The sequence below is a fragment of the Microbacterium sp. Root53 genome (genome assembly GCF_001426925.1).
Classification (GTDB): domain Bacteria; phylum Actinomycetota; class Actinomycetes; order Actinomycetales; family Microbacteriaceae; genus Microbacterium.
Genome location: NZ_LMFR01000002.1, coordinates 87898 through 103799, shown reverse-complemented (window position 1 = coordinate 103799; position 15902 = coordinate 87898). Strand labels below are relative to the sequence as shown.

General features: G+C 70.4%; 18 protein-coding genes. 2 read left to right on the top strand and 16 right to left on the bottom strand.

Translation table 11 applies throughout. The features are described from left to right. Positions 1-66: 66 nt before the first annotated feature. From ASD19_RS02310 to ASD19_RS02285, 9 genes are all read right to left on the bottom strand, one after another. Entirely contained in the window at positions 67-672 is a 606-nt protein-coding gene (locus tag ASD19_RS02310) for a hypothetical protein (RefSeq protein ID WP_055988424.1), read from the bottom strand. Next, positions 662-838: a hypothetical protein gene (locus tag ASD19_RS14235; RefSeq protein ID WP_156377076.1), complete on the bottom strand. Its 177-nt coding sequence runs from the start codon at positions 836-838 to the stop codon at positions 662-664. Before ASD19_RS14235 ends, ASD19_RS02310 begins: the two co-directional genes overlap by 11 nt. Beyond that, entirely contained in the window at positions 835-1086 is a 252-nt protein-coding gene (locus ASD19_RS02305; protein ID WP_055988422.1) for a WhiB family transcriptional regulator, read from the bottom strand. The genes ASD19_RS14235 and ASD19_RS02305 overlap by 4 nt, the downstream gene beginning before the upstream one ends. 169 nt (positions 1087-1255) lie before the next feature. Next, a complete protein-coding gene (locus ASD19_RS14230; protein ID WP_156377075.1) occupies positions 1256-2083 on the bottom strand; it encodes a hypothetical protein in 828 nt (275 codons plus the stop codon). Positions 2084-2198: 115 nt separating this feature from the next. Further along, a complete protein-coding gene (locus ASD19_RS14225; protein WP_156377074.1) occupies positions 2199-2417 on the bottom strand; it encodes a hypothetical protein in 219 nt (72 codons plus the stop codon). Positions 2418-2509: 92 nt separating this feature from the next. After that, complete coding sequence (locus ASD19_RS02300) at positions 2510-2971, bottom strand: hypothetical protein (RefSeq protein WP_055988420.1); 462 nt, start codon at positions 2969-2971, stop codon at positions 2510-2512. Positions 2972-3046: 75 nt separating this feature from the next. Then, complete coding sequence (locus ASD19_RS02295; RefSeq protein ID WP_156377073.1) at positions 3047-3265, bottom strand: hypothetical protein; 219 nt, start codon at positions 3263-3265, stop codon at positions 3047-3049. Then, the gene (locus ASD19_RS02290; RefSeq protein WP_055988417.1) at positions 3262-3801 is read right to left on the bottom strand and encodes a hypothetical protein; all 540 of its coding nucleotides are present in this window, start codon (positions 3799-3801) and stop codon (positions 3262-3264) included. The genes ASD19_RS02295 and ASD19_RS02290 overlap by 4 nt, the downstream gene beginning before the upstream one ends. Positions 3802-3888: 87 nt before the next feature. Beyond that, positions 3889-5370 (bottom strand): recombinase family protein, encoded by a 1482-nt coding sequence (locus ASD19_RS02285; protein WP_082542913.1) that lies wholly within the window; start codon positions 5368-5370, stop codon positions 3889-3891. Positions 5371-5515: 145 nt separating this feature from the next. On the opposite strand from ASD19_RS02285, the gene dxs reads away from it, so the two are divergent. Together dxs and ASD19_RS02275 are read left to right on the top strand one after the other, a co-directional pair. Further along, a complete protein-coding gene (dxs, locus tag ASD19_RS02280; RefSeq protein ID WP_055988413.1) occupies positions 5516-7471 on the top strand; it encodes a 1-deoxy-D-xylulose-5-phosphate synthase in 1956 nt (651 codons plus the stop codon). Positions 7472-7577: 106 nt separating this feature from the next. Beyond that, on the top strand, positions 7578-8513 hold the full coding sequence (locus ASD19_RS02275) for a sulfite exporter TauE/SafE family protein (RefSeq protein WP_055988410.1): 936 nt from the start codon (positions 7578-7580) through the stop codon (positions 8511-8513). Between the two features lie 186 nt (positions 8514-8699). Here ASD19_RS02275 and fdxA read toward each other — a convergent pair whose 3' ends face one another. The 7 genes from fdxA to ASD19_RS02240 are packed head-to-tail and all read right to left on the bottom strand — an operon-like array spanning position 8700 to position 15877. Then, entirely contained in the window at positions 8700-9029 is a 330-nt protein-coding gene (gene fdxA / locus ASD19_RS02270; protein ID WP_055988408.1) for a ferredoxin, read from the bottom strand. Further along, on the bottom strand, positions 9026-10378 hold the full coding sequence (locus ASD19_RS02265; RefSeq protein WP_055988405.1) for an FAD-dependent oxidoreductase: 1353 nt from the start codon (positions 10376-10378) through the stop codon (positions 9026-9028). Before ASD19_RS02265 ends, fdxA begins: the two co-directional genes overlap by 4 nt. Next, entirely contained in the window at positions 10375-11169 is a 795-nt protein-coding gene (gene cobA, locus ASD19_RS02260; protein ID WP_055988403.1) for a uroporphyrinogen-III C-methyltransferase, read from the bottom strand. The genes ASD19_RS02265 and cobA overlap by 4 nt, the downstream gene beginning before the upstream one ends. Continuing rightward, positions 11162-12478 (bottom strand): sulfate adenylyltransferase subunit 1, encoded by a 1317-nt coding sequence (locus ASD19_RS02255; RefSeq protein ID WP_055988401.1) that lies wholly within the window; start codon positions 12476-12478, stop codon positions 11162-11164. The genes cobA and ASD19_RS02255 overlap by 8 nt, the downstream gene beginning before the upstream one ends. Continuing rightward, positions 12478-13413, bottom strand: coding sequence for a sulfate adenylyltransferase subunit CysD (gene cysD / locus ASD19_RS02250; protein ID WP_055988399.1), 936 nt, complete (start codon positions 13411-13413; stop codon positions 12478-12480). The genes ASD19_RS02255 and cysD overlap by 1 nt, the downstream gene beginning before the upstream one ends. Then, entirely contained in the window at positions 13410-14153 is a 744-nt protein-coding gene (locus tag ASD19_RS02245) for a phosphoadenylyl-sulfate reductase (protein WP_055988397.1), read from the bottom strand. Before ASD19_RS02245 ends, cysD begins: the two co-directional genes overlap by 4 nt. After that, complete coding sequence (locus ASD19_RS02240) at positions 14150-15877, bottom strand: nitrite/sulfite reductase (RefSeq protein WP_055988395.1); 1728 nt, start codon at positions 15875-15877, stop codon at positions 14150-14152. Before ASD19_RS02240 ends, ASD19_RS02245 begins: the two co-directional genes overlap by 4 nt. Positions 15878-15902: the final 25 nt, after the last annotated feature.

The following is a 15902-nucleotide window of genomic DNA, read 5'->3' as shown; positions in this document are numbered from 1 at the left end:
GGAACTCGCGCGGATAGGGCTTGGGCATGATGACATCCTCCCAGCGGCACCCTCAGGCACCACAGATCAGGTGTCACCTATTCGTTCAGCAGACCCGAGGTTTCCTGCGAGGTCGCAGGTGACGTGGTGGGTTCCTCCGGTGGTCATGCCGGGGATGCGGAGGGTGCCGCCGGTCAGGTAGAAGATCGATGTGCCGGCGGTGAAGGTGATCGCGGTTCCTGTTGCGGATTCGATCTGTGCGCCGCCGAGGTTGACCCTTGGGGTGGCGTAGCTGCTGTCGAGGGTGACGCCGCCGACGTCGATGCGTCCGCCGTTTTGGACGGTGACGTTTCCTTCGATGGCGGTGTTGCCGTCGATGGTGGTGGGGCCTCCGAGGTGGGTGGTTCCCGTCACGTCGAGGTTCCCGGCGATGTTGGTGGGTCCGTTGAGGTTCACCGTGCCTGTGCTGGTGAGCGGGCCGGTGATCTCGACGGTTCCGGTGATCTGTGAAGTTCCTTCGACGGAGAGCGTGCCGACGATGGTGACGTTCCCACCGGCGTCGACGAGCAGTTGGCCGCCGATGATGCGCAGGCGCCCGTATGTGATTGATGCGCGCTCGAGCGGGTTGGTATGAAACATTCGCTCAAGCTTTCGCATTCGCTCGCGGAGGTCGGCAAGGGGGTCAAGAGGCATTGGTGCGCTCCTTCAGTGGTTCGGTGATGTCGTGTGCTCGGGGCCGGCGTCCGGTCTGCTCGAGCTGCTGGTAGTAGGCGGCGAGTTCGGCCGCGAACCTGTTCGGGTCGTTCCACGCATCCGAAAGCGCACGGAAGTTCTCCGGCATTGGTGCGGTGAGTTTCATGAATTCCCCTTCTTGAATCCGCGTTGCTTTCCCGCCCAAAACCCGGCGGTCACATGACGCGCGTAGTCGTCGCAAAGAGACACGATCGGGCAGGAGCCGCAGATGGCTCGTAGACGCGTTTTCTCGTCCTCCGTGAACGTGTCCTGGATGAACGCGTTATCGCCCGCACACGGGGCGCGTGTGGCTTGCAGGGCGGTGTCCAGCGCCTTCCACGCCTCCGCCTCCACGGCGCGCATCGTGAGGCTCATGCGTTCCCCGCTTCCGCGTAGTACGTGCCGACCTTCTGCAAGCGGGGGACGACGACGCAGTGGGGCTCGTGGAGCTCTTGACGGGCGAGAGCCCCGGTGGGTGTCGGGACGAGACGCACCCAAGGACGGCAGGTCGGGCACGACGCGGGCAGGACGTAGGCCGGTTCAGTCATCGGTACATCCATTCGTCGTTCTTGGCGATCTTCGGCTTCTCTCGGTGCGTGCAGTGGCGGCAGGTGCCGTCCGTGAGCCGAGCGTGGACGCCCAGGAAGCAGTCGAGCGTGGCGTTCGGGCCGTACTCGGCTCGGTAACGCTCGAGGTTGCGAGCGACAGCGGATCGCTTGAGCTTCCCGTCCTGGAACAGGGATGTGTCTGCCGCCTCTGCCGCTTTGCGATCGGCGCCGCAAGCTCGGCAGGGCTCGTTGTGATCCCAATGGGAATGCTTCTTGCAAGTACGGGGAGGGGTCGCGCTCGCGCGCTCCTCCTCTCCTTCCTCCTTAATTGCTTCCTCACTACTCCTTAGAGCGACGCTGAGCGTCACCTGTTCCGGACGCTCAGCGTCAGGTGTTCCGTTAGAAAACGTCACCTGTTCGGGACGCTCAGCGTCACCGGTATCACTCGACGCCTGACGCTCAGCGTCACCCGTTCCCGGTAGAACCTTCGCCGCAGTGAGGGCGGCTCCGTTCCCGTCCAAAAGCCGATAGCGCGCCGTCCGACCAGGAGCGCCCTTCACATCAACCGCGAGGAATCGCCCCTCGGTCAGCTTGCGCAGCGCGCGCATTACGGCACGATGTCCGCTCTCGTTCCTCGGCACGGCGAGCGCGAGCGCTAGTGAGTCCTGACCGCCGTAGAACACCGGCTGAGCGGCGCTGTCGAGCGCGGTAACGGCCATGTATGTGTATAGGCGCATCGGCGCGTGTTCCCGCATCCCGCGGGCGTCAGCGGCGACGAAGGCCGCTTTCACCAAGCCGGCGCCCATCACGGCAACACCGGCCACGTGAGTACCCCATGGCGAGTTGCCGATTCGGCAGGATGGATAGTGATCGAGCCGCCAGCCAGATCATTTTCCGGAGCCGTCCCGTTGCCCGCGGGGCGGTTTCTGTTTGCGGCGCTCAAGAGGCAACACCGCCGATCGCGGGGCGGAGGATCGTGACGATGCGATCCACCTGAGCGGGAGTCAGCGGGGGAGCACCCGCCACGACGGCGGAGATGTACTCCTCGAGCTTCGCGGCGGCGAAGTCGCGATCGATTGCGTCAACGTCGGGCTTGCCCCAACGGACGGCAGCCGCTTTGCGGCCTTGAAGCGAACGAGTTGAACCCTGGGCGGGCATGCGGGAACCTTTCGGTTCCGGCGCCCTGCTAAACCCGGATGCCTACGTAGGCGGGCAACTTCTGTCGTGCTCAATAATGCAGGATTCGGCACTCAGTTGGCAACCGACACGCCGAGAATCGTAGGTTTGTTCTGCTTTCCCGGACTCGCGCCCTCGCACGCCGCGAGTACGGTCCGCGCCGTGACCGTGCCGCGGAAGTGCTTGCAGTTCATCGACATACCTGCTTCGTCGCCCCATTCCGCGAGTTCTTCGATGTCGAATACGTGCGACGGCCACCAGCGGTCACCATCGAGAGTGTTCTTGGCGCGTGCTTCGGGGACAGACTGCGCCGCGTTTAGACCGGGGGAGTATTTGTAGTCGCGGACGGCGCACAGCGTGGAGCCCCCGACTCGGAACACCGTCGCAATCTGGCATCCGCGCTTGCACATGAAGCGGTGAAGCGTGACTTTCGACAGCAGTCCTGTACTCTCGAGGGTCTGGTGGGCGCGCTGTCGCGCCTCCGCGCGGTGCTGACTCGTGCGCAGCAAGTCTGCAAACCAGTCGTTGAGATCCACCGTCGATCATGCCCTTCTTTGATGCTGGGGTGGGGGCGGCACTCGTGAGCACCGCCCCCCCTGATTGGTTGGCTGTCAGGCCGCGTCTGCCTCCGGTCGCCGGTTGAGGATGTCGCCAGCTTCGGCGGCGGCTTCGCGGAGTGCGTTCGCCAGGTCGCGCGCTTCGTGCCGGAACAGGTGCAACGTGTGCCCCGGCATGTCGACTCGGACCATGACGCGGTGATCTCCCGTGTACTCCTCATCGACCTGCACGAGGATCGTCCCGCCCGCGAAACGGGCATCCACGGCGGTCACGGCCACATCTCCGGGATCGTGCGGAACGGGTCGAGGTCGAGCGCCTCGCACAGCGCGATGATCTCCTGCACGGCCAGGTCATCCGCGTTGACCAGGAGATCCTGCAACCGGCGCACGTCCGGGAGGGTGGACTGCCCGTCGTCGTTCGGGACGGTGGGGCCGGCCTTCTCGGCGAGGGTCGCGAGGTCCCATCCGCGATCGGCGGCGAGGCCGACGATCTTCTCCACGAAAACCCGGTTCGCTTCGCGGACGTTGAGCGATTCGGCGGCGCGGATCAGACGCCCAAGCTCTTCGCGCAGGATCTTCGCATCCCGCACCGGCATCGACAGGTCGACGTCGATCAGGGACACTTTCCACTTCTGGTCGCGCTCGTCGTAGTCGACCGCGTGCCAGGGCGTCTCCCGGATCGCGCTCGGCAGCAGGTACCGCGGCCAGCCCTCACCGTCCTCGTCCGTCGCGTAGTACGTGAACCCGCCCAGGGCCGCGTCGTCCGCAGGGTCGATCTCGACGCCGCTGGTAGACTGAACAATGGTCATTTTGGTTACTCTCCTTGATGATCTGCCCCGGCGAGCCGCTAACTCGTACGGGGCGCTTTTTCTTGCCCTCGGTCGAGGGAAGTCTCTTTACTTATGCCACGCGAATTCGATCGTCGACGCGATCTGCTCCCACCACGCGGCCAGCTTCTCCGGGTTCCGGTCAGACGGTCGACGGCCGCGCGGCTGCCGATGCACTCGCACCTCACACAGCGCATTGATGACAGCTCCCTTCGCGCGGGGGTCCTCGAGTGCCAGCCACGCCGCCCCGGGATCAGCGGAGCCGAGCAGCCCGCCCAACGCTGACGAAGACCCGATCTGCGCAAGCTTGGCCTCAACCTCGCGCAACTTCGCTGTCGCCCGATCCGTCGCCACCTTCACCTGTCGAGCACTCAGAAGCCCGTCTGCGAGGTCGTTCGCGAACCCATCGATGCGGGACCGCAGTCCGTTCGCTTCGTCCCGCAGAGCACGCACCTGAGCCCTGTCAACGTCGCTCGTCAACGCTGACGCAATCGCCGGGTCTGACAGGCGCCGGCTGATCACCCGCTCCACGATGTCGTCAATGTACTCAGCACGTCGGGACACATGGAACCCCTGCGGGCAGACGTAGATCCGGTACTGCTTGGGCTTCTCCGCACCCGCCGCCTTGTACGTGCTGTAACCCGTCCTGAGAGGTGTTCCGCACACACCACAGACGTAGCACCCAGCGCCGACATACAACCGCGCGTTTCCCCGCGCTCCGAACTCGCGCCGCGCAGGGTCAGTCAGGATCGCACCGACCGCGCGAAACAGATCCTCCGAAACAATCGGCTCCCAATCGCCCGGGCCGATGTACTCCCGAACACGCTTGCCGTCGCGCGTCCGCAATATCCACCGCTCAGCGATGTACCGCGGATTCAGAAGCACGTCACGCACCCCGACACGCGTCCACAACTTCCCACGCGTGTTCCGAACATCGTTCTCACCGAGCCACCGGGTCAAAGTGTGCAGACCCTCGCCCGCCGCGAACCGGGTGAAGAGGGTGCGCACAATCTCGGCTTCGTCCTCGCGGATCGTGCCGTCCAGGTTGTATCCGAACGCCCGACCCGTATGCGGGGAGCGCCCCAACTCGGCCCGTTGCTGGTTCGCAGCTCGCTGACGTGCTCCCTTGCGCTCCACCTCACCTCTAGCGACAGACGCCAGGATGCGCCCGACCAGTCGGCCCGAATCGGTTGTCAGGTCCACGTCTCCCGATACCGTCGCGATCTTCACCCCCGTGCGCTCGCTCAGCACGATCAGATCCTCAAGCTCCGACAGCTTGCGGGTCAGTCGATCGATATGCCAGGCCACGATCACATCGATCGTGCCGGCCTCCGCAGCGGCCACCATGGCGGCGAACTTCGGGCGTCGGCCGGTCGTGGCGCTGGTGTCGTTCTCCACCCAGATCCGCGCCGGATCGACTTCCCACCCACGGGACTTCGCCAGGTCCACACACGCCGCCCGCTGCCGCTCCACACCGAGTCCCTGCCCGGTGGAATCCTTGCTGATGCGCGCGTAGATCGCTGCGCGGATCGGGGCGTTCGTGGTGCTCATGCCGCTAACAGTAGTAGTTCACGACGGATCACGCAGTACGTGCTGCGCAGCCTTGTCTGACGCACCGCATCGAACGGCCCCCGGGAGCTCCCGGGGGCCGTTCGGCGTTCCCAGGAATCCCAGGGGACCGGCGTAGGCTCGGAGCATGAGTCTTCTCGACCGGATCCGCGGCCCGCGCGACCTGGACGGCCTCACCGAGGCGGAGCTGACGGACCTCGCCGCCGAGATCCGGGAGTTCCTCGTCGAGAACGTGGCGCGGACGGGCGGCCACCTGGGGCCGAATCTCGGCGTGGTGGAGCTGACGATCGCGCTGCACCGCGTGTTCGACTCGCCGGACGACCCGATCATCTTCGACACGGGACACCAGTCGTACGTGCACAAGCTCCTCACGGGCCGACAGGACTTCTCGGCCCTGCGAGCGCGCGGCGGGCTCGCCGGCTACCCGCAGCGCTCCGAGAGCGACCACGACGTGGTCGAGTCGTCGCACGCGTCCAGCTCGCTGAGCTGGGCCGACGGCATCTCCCGCGCGTTCCAGCGCACCGGCCGCAACGACCGCCACGTGGTCGCGGTGGTGGGCGACGGCGCCCTCACGGGCGGCATGACGTGGGAGGCGCTCAACAACATCACCGACGACAACGACCGCAACCTGGTGATCGTCGTGAACGACAACGGCCGCTCCTACGCGCCCACGATCGGCGGCATGGCGCGCCACCTCAACCGGGTGCGGACCGCCGAGACGTACCGCGACCTGTCGCTGCGCTCGTCGCGCATCGCCGGCCGCTTCGGCGCGGTCGGGCGCGCGCTGTACCGCGGCGTCCGCGGAGGGACGCACGGCTTCCTGTCGCGCTTCACAAACAACACGTCGCTGTACTCGAACCTGGACGTGAAGTACCTCGGTCCGGTGGACGGGCACGACCTGGGCGCCCTGATCGAGACGCTCGAGCTGGCGAAGTCGTACGGCGCTCCGGTGATCGTGCACGCCATCACGGAGAAGGGCCGCGGCTACCAGCCGGCGCTCGACGACGAGGCCGACCAGTTCCACGCCGTGGGGCGCATCGACCCGGTCACGGGCGGGCCGCTCGGCTCCTCGATCGCGGGATGGACCGACGCGTTCGCCGAGGAGCTGGTCGCGATCGGCGAGCAGCGTCCCGACGTCATCGCGATGACGGCCGCCATGCTCCGGCCGACGGGCCTCGCGCCGTTCGCCGAGCGGTTCCCCGACCGCGTGTACGACGTCGGCATCGCCGAGCAGCACGCGGTCGCGTCCGCCGCGGGTCTCGCCTACGGCGGGCTGCACCCGGTCGTCGCCCTGTACTCGACCTTCGTGAACCGCGCATTCGACCAGGTGCTGATGGATGTCGCCCTGCATCGCGCGGGCGTGACGTTCGTGCTCGACCGCGCGGGCGTGACGGGCCCGGACGGCCCGAGCCACCACGGCATGTGGGACCTCGCCCTGCTGCACATCGTGCCCCGCATCCGGATCGCGGCTCCGCGCGACGAGGCCCGCCTGCGCGAGGAGCTCCGCGAGGCCGTCGACGTGCGCGACGCGCCCACGGTCATCCGGTTCCCGAAGGGGGCGGTGGCCGAGGACATCCCCGCGCTCGAGCGTCTGGCGGACGGCGTGGACGTGCTGGCCCGGGGCGACTCCTCGGACGTGCTGATCGTGGGCATCGGCCCGTTCGCGCGCCTGGGCCTGGACGTCGCGGAGCGGCTGCGCGCGCAGGGCATCGGGGCGACGGTCGTCGACCCGCGCTGGGTCGTCCCCGTGCCCGGATCGATCGTCGACCTGGCCGCGCGCCACCGGCTCGTCATCACGCTCGAGGACGGCATCCGCGTGGGCGGCATCGGCACCCGTGTCCGCCAGGTGCTGCGTGAGGCCGGCGTCGACACCGCGGTGGACGAGCTGGGCCTCCCGGACGAGTTCCTTGACCACGCGACGCGCGAGCAGATCCTGGAGGACGCGGGCCTCACGCCCGCCAAGATCGCGCAGGACGTCGTCGCCCAGGTGCTCGGCACGCGCGTGCCGATGGCCCGCCGCGACGAGGGCCGCGGCCTGCCCGCGATCACGGGCGAGTTCGACCTGCACGCGCCCGGCCGCTAGGCACATCGGCCCGCGCGACGGCGCGAGTGTTACGCCGTGTTGGGAAGTGTTACCCCGGGTTTAGCGAGAGCGGCGGGGTCGCGCGCGAATCCATAGTGTCGGGCGCATGCAGACCATACTCGTCCTCGCATTCGTCGGACTCGCCGCCCAGCTCGTCGACGGGTCGCTCGGGATGGCCTACGGCGTGACGTCAACGAGCCTGCTGCTCGCGGCGGGGGTCGCCCCCGCGGCGGCCAGCGCCTCCGTGCACCTCGCCGAGATCGGCACGACGCTCGCCTCGGGCCTGTCGCACTGGCGCTTCGGCAACGTCGACTGGCGCGTGGTCCTCAAGATCGGCATCCCCGGCGCGATCGGCGCGTTCGCCGGCGCGACGTTCCTGTCGGCGCTGTCGGCCGACGTCGCGGCTCCCTACGCGAGCGCGCTGCTTCTCGGCCTGGGCCTGTACATCCTCGTCCGCTTCACGGTGCGCGGCCTGCCCCAGCGCCGGACGGACCGCCGCCTGCCCCTGGCGTTCCTCGCCCCGCTCGGCCTGTTCGGAGGCTTCCTCGACGCGTCGGGCGGCGGCGGGTGGGGGCCCGTCGGGACGCCGGCGCTGCTGTCGAGCGGGCGCCTGGAGCCCCGCAAGGTGATCGGCACGATCGACGCCAGCGAGTTCCTCGTGGCGGTGGCCGCGTCGGTCGGCTTCCTCATCGGCCTGGGCGGCGCCGGCATCGACTTCACGTGGTTCCTCGCGCTGCTGCTCGGCGGCGTCGCGGCTGCGCCGATCGCGGCCTGGCTCGTGCGGCATCTCCCTGCCCGCATCCTCGGCTCCGCCGTGGGCGGCGTGATCGTCCTCACCAACCTGCGCACGATCCTCACCTCGCTTGAGGCGGACGGCGCGACGTTCGCGCTGTGGATCGCCGTCGCGGGCGTCCTGTGGGCCGCCGCGGTCGCGTGGTCGGTGCGCGCGCACCTGGCCGCCCGCGCCGCGGCACGCGCCGAGGCGGGGGCCGTCGCGGAGGAGATCGACGACCTCGACGACCGGGTGCTGGTCGCGGACTGACCATCCGCGCCGACCGCGCACTGAGAAGGGGCGGGACCGGATGATCCGGTCCCGCCCCTCGTCCTGCCGGCAGGTGGTTCAGGCGTGCGCGTCGCCCTGCGGGGGCAGGGCCGCGACGATCGGGTGGTCCTTGGGGATCACGCCGACCTTGGCGGCGCCGCCGGGCGAGCCGATCTCGTCGANGGTTCAGGCGTGCGCGTCGCCCTGCGGGGGCAGGGCCGCGACGATCGGGTGGTCCTTGGGGATCACGCCGACCTTGGCGGCGCCGCCGGGCGAGCCGATCTCGTCGAAGAACTCCACGTTGGCCTTGTAGTAGTCCTGCCACTCGTCGGGCAGGTCGTCCTCGTAGTAGATCGCCTCGACGGGGCACACCGGCTCGCACGCACCGCAGTCGACGCACTCGTCCGGGTGGATGTAGAGGCTGCGCTCACCCTCGTAGATGCAGTCGACCGGGCACTCGTCGATGCACGCGCGGTCCTTGACGTCCACGCACGGGAGCGCGATGACGTACGTCACGAGACGGCGAGCGCGCCGGCGCGCGCGATCTCGACCTGATCCTCGCGCGGGACCAGCTTGACGCGCTGACGGGCGTGCCGGTGCGTCTCGCCGAGGTGCCGCTCGTGCGCGTCCAGCGCGCGCCAGCCGTCCCACGTGGTGAACTCCACCTCGCGCTCCTCGAGCAGCGCCACCAGGTCGCCCTCGGCGGGAGCCGGCAGGAGCCCGGCGCGCGCGTCGTCGACGAGGTGGCCGACGGTCTCCATGGCGTCCGACTTGGTGTGGCCGATCAGGCCGACGGGGCCGCGCTTGATCCAGCCCGTCGCGTACAGTCCCGGGCTCTCGAGCACGCGGCCGGCCTCGTTCGGGATCACGCCGCGGGCCTCGTCGAACGGCGCGCCCTCCACGCGGGTGCCGTAGTAGCCGACCGCGCGGTACACCGCCTGCAGCGGGTAGTCGACGAACTCGCCCGTGCCGACCACGGCGCCGTCCACGCTGCGCGTGCGCTCGAAGCGCACACCCTCGACCCGCTCGTCGCCGAGCACCTCGACCGGCGCGTGCCAGAAGTGCAGGTGCAGTCGGCGCGACGCCCCCGTGGGCTCCTTGCCGCGCCAGGACTGCAGGGTGCGCAGCATGACCTTCAGCTGGTTCGTCGGCGCGGCGGCGGGGTCGACGCCCTCGAAGTCCGCATCGTCCAGCACGATGTCGACGTCGGGGACCTCGCCGAGCTCGCGCAGCTCGATCGGCGTGAACTTGATGTCGGCCGGGCCGCGGCGTCCGAACACGTGCACGTCGGTCACGGCCGACGCCTCGAGGCCCTCGAGGACGTTGTCGGGGATCTCGGTCGTGACGAGGTCGCGCGCGTGCTTGGCGAGCATGCGCGCGACGTCGAGCGCGACGTTGCCGTTGCCGATCACGGCGACCTGCTGGGCGTCCAGCGGCCACGTGCGCGGCACATCCGGGTGCCCGTCGAACCAGGCGACGAAGTCGGCCGCGCCGTGCGAGCCGCGCTTGTCGATGCCGGGGATGTCGAGCGCCGCGTCGCGGATCGCGCCGGTCGCCAGGATGACGGCGTGGTAGCGCGCCTTGAGATCGTCGATCGTCACGTCGCGGCCCACCTCGACGTTGCCGAGGAAGCGGATCCGTCCGGAGTCGAGCATCTCGTGCAGCGAGTCGACGATGCCCTTGATGCGGGGGTGGTCGGGCGCGACGCCGTAGCGGATCAGTCCGTACGGCGCGGGCAGCGACTCGATGAGGTCGATCGTCACGCTGCCGCCGGCCGCCTCGACGGCGTCGGCGAGCAGGTTGCCGGCGTAGATGCCGGCCGGGCCCGCGCCGACGATCGCGACGCGCAGGTTCTCGAGGCTCATGTCAGGACCTTTCGATCGGGGAGGAGGTGCCGCACGTCGGCGGACAGGTCCTCGGGGGAGTAGGGGCTGAGGGTCACGACGTCGCCGACCACGACCACGGCGGGGTTGCGCACCTGGCGCAGGGCGGCCTGGGAGGCGATGGTCGCGAGGGTGCCGAACGTGACGCGCTGGCCGGGGCCGTAGCCGTCCTCGACGATCGCGACCGGGCAGTCGGCGCCGCGCTCACCGGATGCGATTACGTGCGCCGAGTGCGCGAGCGTGCCGACGCCCATCAGCAGGACGACCGTGTGGTCGCGGCCGCCGCCCACGACCTGCGTGAGCTGGTCGTGGCCCGTGACCACGGTGAACGCGGTCGCGAGGCCGCGGTGCGTCAGCGGGATGCTCGCGATGGCCGGCACGGCCACCGCGCTCGTCACGCCGGGCACCACCTCGACCACGAGACCCGCGGCGCGGCAGTGCAGCAGCTCCTCGCCGCCGCGGCCGAACACGAACGGATCGCCGCCCTTCAGGCGCACGACGTCGCGCCCGTCGCGGGCGAGATCGACCAGGAGCTGCGAGATCCTCTCCTGCGGCACGGGATGCAGGCCCGGGGTCTTGCCGACGTCGATCACCTCGGCGTCGATCCGGATGCCCTGCTCGCGCAGCTGATCGAGAACGGCGCGCGCGCCGAGGCGGTCGGCGACGATCACGTCCGCGGACTGCAGCGCCGCGAGGCCCCGCAGCGTGAGGAGGCCCGCGTCTCCCGGACCGGCGCCGACCAGGGTGACGCGACCCTCGCGCGCCTCATCCATCGACGGTGCCGGCCGCGATCGTGTGGCCGTCGGCCGGCCGGATCACGAGGAAGGAGCCCGACTCGCGCGACACGCGGTACGGCTCGACGGGGAGCGCCTCGGCGAGGCGGATGCGCGCCCGCCCGATCTCGTTGACGTGGAGCCGGTCCGCGGGGACGTGGGCGAGCGTGTCGAGGTCGCGGCGCTCGGTGATCTCGGCGACGATCCCGGGCACGGTGCTCGTGCCGTGCTTGACGAGCACCCGATCGCCCGTGGCGAGCGGCCGCTCGTCGAGCAGGAACAGCTGCGCCGAGATCTCCTTGGACGGCTCGGGCGCGGTGCCCTCCGCCACGATCGTGCTGCCGCGGGCGACGTCGACGTCGTCGGCGAGGCGGATGGCGACCGACTGCGGCGCGGCGGCCTCGGCGAGCGGGACACCGCCGAGCTCGACGGCGGCGACGGTGGTCGCGATCCCCGAGGGGAGCACCTGGACGCGGTCGCCCACCCGGATACGGCCCGACGCGATGCGACCGGCGGCCGCACGGTAATCGCGCAGCCGGTCGACGGCTCCGGGATCCGCGGCGACGAGCTCGGGCGACAGGGCGCCCTGCGGGCGCAGCACGATCTGGACGGGGAGGCGCAGCGGCTCCTCGTCGCGGTCGAGCTCGTCCGCGGAGGGCAGCGTCTCGAGCAGCTCCACGAGCGCGGGCCCGTCGTACCAGGGCGTGCGGCCCGAGCGATCCACGACGTTGTCGCCCTCGAGCGCCGAGACCGGCAGGACGTGGACGTCGGACAGGCCGAGCTCTCCCGCGACGGCGCGCACCTGCGCCTCGACCGGGCGGTACGCGGCCTCGGCGTAGTCGAGCAGGTCGATCTTGTTGACCGCCACGATCACGTGCGGCACGCGCAGCAGCGCGGTGACCGCGAGGTGCCGGCGCGTCTGCTCGAGCACGCCCTTGCGTCCGTCGATCAGCACGACGACCGCGTCCGCGGTCGTGGCGCCCGTGACCATGTTGCGCGTGTACTGCACATGGCCGGGGCAGTCCGCGAGCACGAAGCTGCGCTGCGCGGTGGCGAAGTAGCGGTACGCCACGTCGATCGTGATGCCCTGCTCGCGCTCGGCCCTCAGGCCGTCGGTGAGCAGCGCGAAGTCGATGCCGTCGGCGTGCGCGAAGCCGCGCCGGCGCGAGACGTGCGCGATCTGGTCCAGCTGGTCCGACAGGATCGCCTTGGAGTCGTGCAGCAGGCGCCCGACCAGGGTCGACTTGCCGTCGTCGACGGAGCCGGCGGTCGCGAAGCGGAACAGCGTCGCGGGGGCGAGAGTGGTCATCAGAAATACCCGTCCTTCTTGCGGTCCTCCATGGCGGCCTCGCTGATGCGGTCGTCCGCGCGCGTCGCGCCGCGCTCCGTGAGCGTGGACAGCGCCACCTCGGCGACGATGTCGGCGACGCCGGCGGCCGTGGACTCCACCGCGCCCGTGCAGCTCATGTCGCCGACCGTGCGGTAGCGCACGAGACGGGTCTCCACCTGCTCGCCCGCGCAGGGCGGCGACGCGGGGCCCTCGGCCATCCACATGCCGTCGCGGCGGAACACGCGGCGCTCGTGCGCGAAGTACAGCGGAGGCAGCGCGATGCCCTCGCGCTCGATGTACCGCCAGATGTCGAGCTCCGTCCAGTTCGACACCGGGAACACGCGGACGTGCTCGCCGGGGGCGTGCCGGCCGTTGTAGAGGCTCCAGAGCTCGGGGCGCTGGTTGCGCGGGTCCCACTGGCCGAACTCATTGCGCAGCGAGATGATGCGCTCCTTGGCGCGTGCCTTGTCCTCGTCGCGGCGTGCGCCGCCGAAGACCGCGTCGTGGCGGCCGGCGGCGATCGCGTCGAGCAGCGGCAGGGTCTGCAGCGTGTTGCGCGTGCCGTCGGGGCGCTCGGCGAGCCGGCCGTCGTCGATCCAGTCCTGCACGCGCGCGACCTCGAGCGTGAGGCCCAGCCGTGCCACGGTCTCGTCGCGGAAGCGGATCACCTCGGGGAAGTTGTGCCCGGTGTCGACGTGGAGGACGGGGAACGGCACGCGCCCGGGCAGGAAGGCCTTGGCGGCGAGGTGCAGCACGACGACCGAGTCCTTGCCCCCGGAGAACAGCAGCACCGGGTTCTCGAACTCCGCGACCACCTCGCGGATGATGTGGATCGCCTCGGACTCGAGGAGGTCGAGCGAGCTGAGGCGCGTGCGCTCGAGCGTCGCGGCGGGGGTGAGGGGCTGGAGCGTCATACGTGGAGTCCGCATTCTGTCTTGTCGAGGCCCGACCAGCGGCCGGCGCGGGGGTCCTCGCCCGGCGCGACCGGGCGCGTGCAGGGGCGGCATCCGATCGACGGGTAGCCGTGGGCGAGCAGCAGGTTCATGGGCACGTCGTGCGCGGCCGCGTACGCGGACAGGTCGTCCGCGCTCCAGGCCGCGACCGGGTTCACCTTGACCAGCCCGTTCTTCGCGTCCCACGTCACGAGCGGCGTGCGGGCGCGGGTCGGCGCCTCTTCGCGGCGCACGCCCGTGAACCAGATCTCGTAGCCGGCGAGGGCCGCGTTCAGCGGGGCGACCTTGCGCAGCGCGCAGCACGCCGCGGCGTCGCGCGCGAACAGATCCTTGCCGTGCGCCGCGTCCTGCTCGGCGACGCTCTGCTCCGGCAGCACGTCGACGACGCGCACGGGCAGCCGCCGCGCGACCTCGTCGCGCGTGGCGAGCGTCTCCACGAAGTGGTAGCCCGTGTCGAGGAACAGCACGTCCACGTCCGGGATGCGCTCGGCCACGAGGTGCGGCAGGGCGGCGTCCGCCATCGAGCAGGCGACCGCGACGGTCTCGGGCGCGAACGTGCGGGCGACCCAGTCGACGACCTGCTCGGGCGTCGCCTCGGCCGCCGTGAGACTGCCGAGCTCGGCCGCTCCGGCGGCGGCGATCGCCTCGAGCTCGGCGGCCGTGCGCCGGCGCGCGATGCGCGGGGCGAGGGTGACGCTCATCGCAGGGCCTCCTCGTCGGCGCGGTGCGCCCACTGCGCGAACGACTCGCCCACCTCGCGGTCCTGCGCGTAGCGCTTGGCGACGCGCTCGACGTAGTCCGCGATGCCGTCCGCGGCGACCTTGAGGCCTCGCACCGTGCGCCCGAGGCCCGGCTCCTCGCGATCGTACGAGGCGAGGCCGCCGCCCAGGTGCACCTGGTAGCCGGGCACCTGCTTGCCCTCGTCGTCGGTGATCAGCTGGCCCTTGAGGCCGATGTCGGCGGTCTGGATGCGGGCGCAGGAGTTGGGGCAGCCGTTCACGTGCACGCTCAGCGGGGCGTCGAGCTCGACGCCGGCGAGGCGCTCCTCGAGGTCCAGGACGGCGCGCCGAGCGTTCGCCTTGGTCTCGACGATCGCGAGCTTGCAGAACTCGATCCCGGTGCACGCGATCGTGCCGCGACGGATGAGGCTCGGGCGCGCGCTCAGGCCGATCGCGTCGAGCCCGCGGACGAGCGACTCGACGCGGTCCTCGGGCACGTCGAGCACGACGATCTTCTGATGCGGCGTGGTGCGCAGCCGGGTCGACCCGTGCTCCTCGATGAGGTCCGCCAGCCGCGCGAGCTCCGGTCCCGACACGCGGCCGACGATCGGGGTGGCGCCCACGTAGAAGAGGCCGTCCTTCTGCCGGTGGATGCCGACGTGGTCGCCGGGCGCGGTGGGGCGCGGCGCGGCGGGACCGTCGGCGAGGGCGTATCCGAGGTACTCGGTCTCGAGCACCTCGCGGAACCGCGCGGCGCCCCAGTCCGCCAGCAGGAACTTCAGTCGCGCCTTGTTGCGCAGCCGGCGGTACCCGTAGTCGCGGAAGATGCGGGCGACGCCGTGCCAGACGTCGGCGACCTGCTCGGGCGCGACCCAGGCGCCCAGCCGCTCCGCGAGCCGCGGCACCGCGGAGAGCCCGCCGCCGACCCAGACGTCGTAGCCGACGCCGAGCTCCGGGTGCCGCACCGCGACGAACGCGACGTCGTTGATCTCGTGCACGATGTCCTGGCTGGGGTGCCCCGTGACGGCGCTCTTGAACTTGCGCGGCAGATTCGCCAGCTCGGGATCGCCGATGTAGCGGCTCGTGATCTCGTCGATCTGCGGCGTGGGGTCGATCAGCTCGTCCGCGGCGATCCCCGCCACGGGGGAGCCGAGCACGACGCGGGGAACGTCGCCGCACGCCTCCGTCGTGTGCAGCCCGACGGCCTCGAGCCGCCGCCAGATCTCCGGCACGTCCTCGACCCGCACCCAGTGCAGCTGCACGTTCTGACGGTCGGTGAGGTCCGCGGTGCCGCGCGCGAAGTCGTTCGAGATGCCGGCGATCACCCGCAGCTGCTCCGTGGTCAGCTGACCGCCGTCGATCCGCACCCGCAGCATGAAGTACTCGTCCTCGAGCTCGTGCGGCTCGAGCGTGGCGGTGCGGCCTCCGTCGATCCCGGGCTTGCGCTGGGTGTACAGCCCCCACCACCGGAAGCGGCCGTGCAGATCGGTCGGATCGATCGACGCGAACCCGTCGCGCGCGTAGACGCGCTCGATGCGCTCGCGGACGTTGAGACCGCCGTCCGCCTGTTTGAACTCCTCGTTGGCGTTCAGCGGGGCGGTGCCGTCGATCCGCCACTGCCCGTTCGGCTTGCTGGACGGTCGCGGCGCCCGGATCCGCGCGCCGCGCACGGGGACGGGCGACGCCTCGGTGTCGCTCGATGTCATCGGACGCTCCTCCTGGTCGGGTTCG

Excerpts from the sequence above, each read along its gene's own strand:
- ASD19_RS02310 (WP_055988424.1), bottom strand. The coding sequence starts at position 672 with ATGCCTCTTGACCCCCTTGCCGACCTCCGCGAGCGAATGCGAAAGCTT.
- ASD19_RS14235 (WP_156377076.1), bottom strand. The coding sequence starts at position 838 with ATGAAACTCACCGCACCAATGCCGGAGAACTTCCGTGCGCTTTCGGAT.
- ASD19_RS02305 (WP_055988422.1), bottom strand. The coding sequence starts at position 1,086 with ATGAGCCTCACGATGCGCGCCGTGGAGGCGGAGGCGTGGAAGGCGCTG.
- ASD19_RS14225 (WP_156377074.1), bottom strand. The coding sequence starts at position 2,417 with ATGCCCGCCCAGGGTTCAACTCGTTCGCTTCAAGGCCGCAAAGCGGCT.
- ASD19_RS02290 (WP_055988417.1), bottom strand. The coding sequence starts at position 3,801 with ATGACCATTGTTCAGTCTACCAGCGGCGTCGAGATCGACCCTGCGGAC.
- ASD19_RS02285 (WP_082542913.1), bottom strand. The coding sequence starts at position 5,370 with ATGAGCACCACGAACGCCCCGATCCGCGCAGCGATCTACGCGCGCATC.
- dxs (WP_055988413.1), top strand. The coding sequence starts at position 5,516 with ATGAGTCTTCTCGACCGGATCCGCGGCCCGCGCGACCTGGACGGCCTC.
- ASD19_RS02275 (WP_055988410.1), top strand. The coding sequence starts at position 7,578 with ATGCAGACCATACTCGTCCTCGCATTCGTCGGACTCGCCGCCCAGCTC.
- ASD19_RS02265 (WP_055988405.1), bottom strand. The coding sequence starts at position 10,378 with ATGAGCCTCGAGAACCTGCGCGTCGCGATCGTCGGCGCGGGCCCGGCC.
- cobA (WP_055988403.1), bottom strand. The coding sequence starts at position 11,169 with ATGGATGAGGCGCGCGAGGGTCGCGTCACCCTGGTCGGCGCCGGTCCG.
- ASD19_RS02255 (WP_055988401.1), bottom strand. The coding sequence starts at position 12,478 with ATGACCACTCTCGCCCCCGCGACGCTGTTCCGCTTCGCGACCGCCGGC.
- cysD (WP_055988399.1), bottom strand. The coding sequence starts at position 13,413 with ATGACGCTCCAGCCCCTCACCCCCGCCGCGACGCTCGAGCGCACGCGC.
- ASD19_RS02245 (WP_055988397.1), bottom strand. The coding sequence starts at position 14,153 with ATGAGCGTCACCCTCGCCCCGCGCATCGCGCGCCGGCGCACGGCCGCC.
- ASD19_RS02240 (WP_055988395.1), bottom strand. The coding sequence starts at position 15,877 with ATGACATCGAGCGACACCGAGGCGTCGCCCGTCCCCGTGCGCGGCGCG.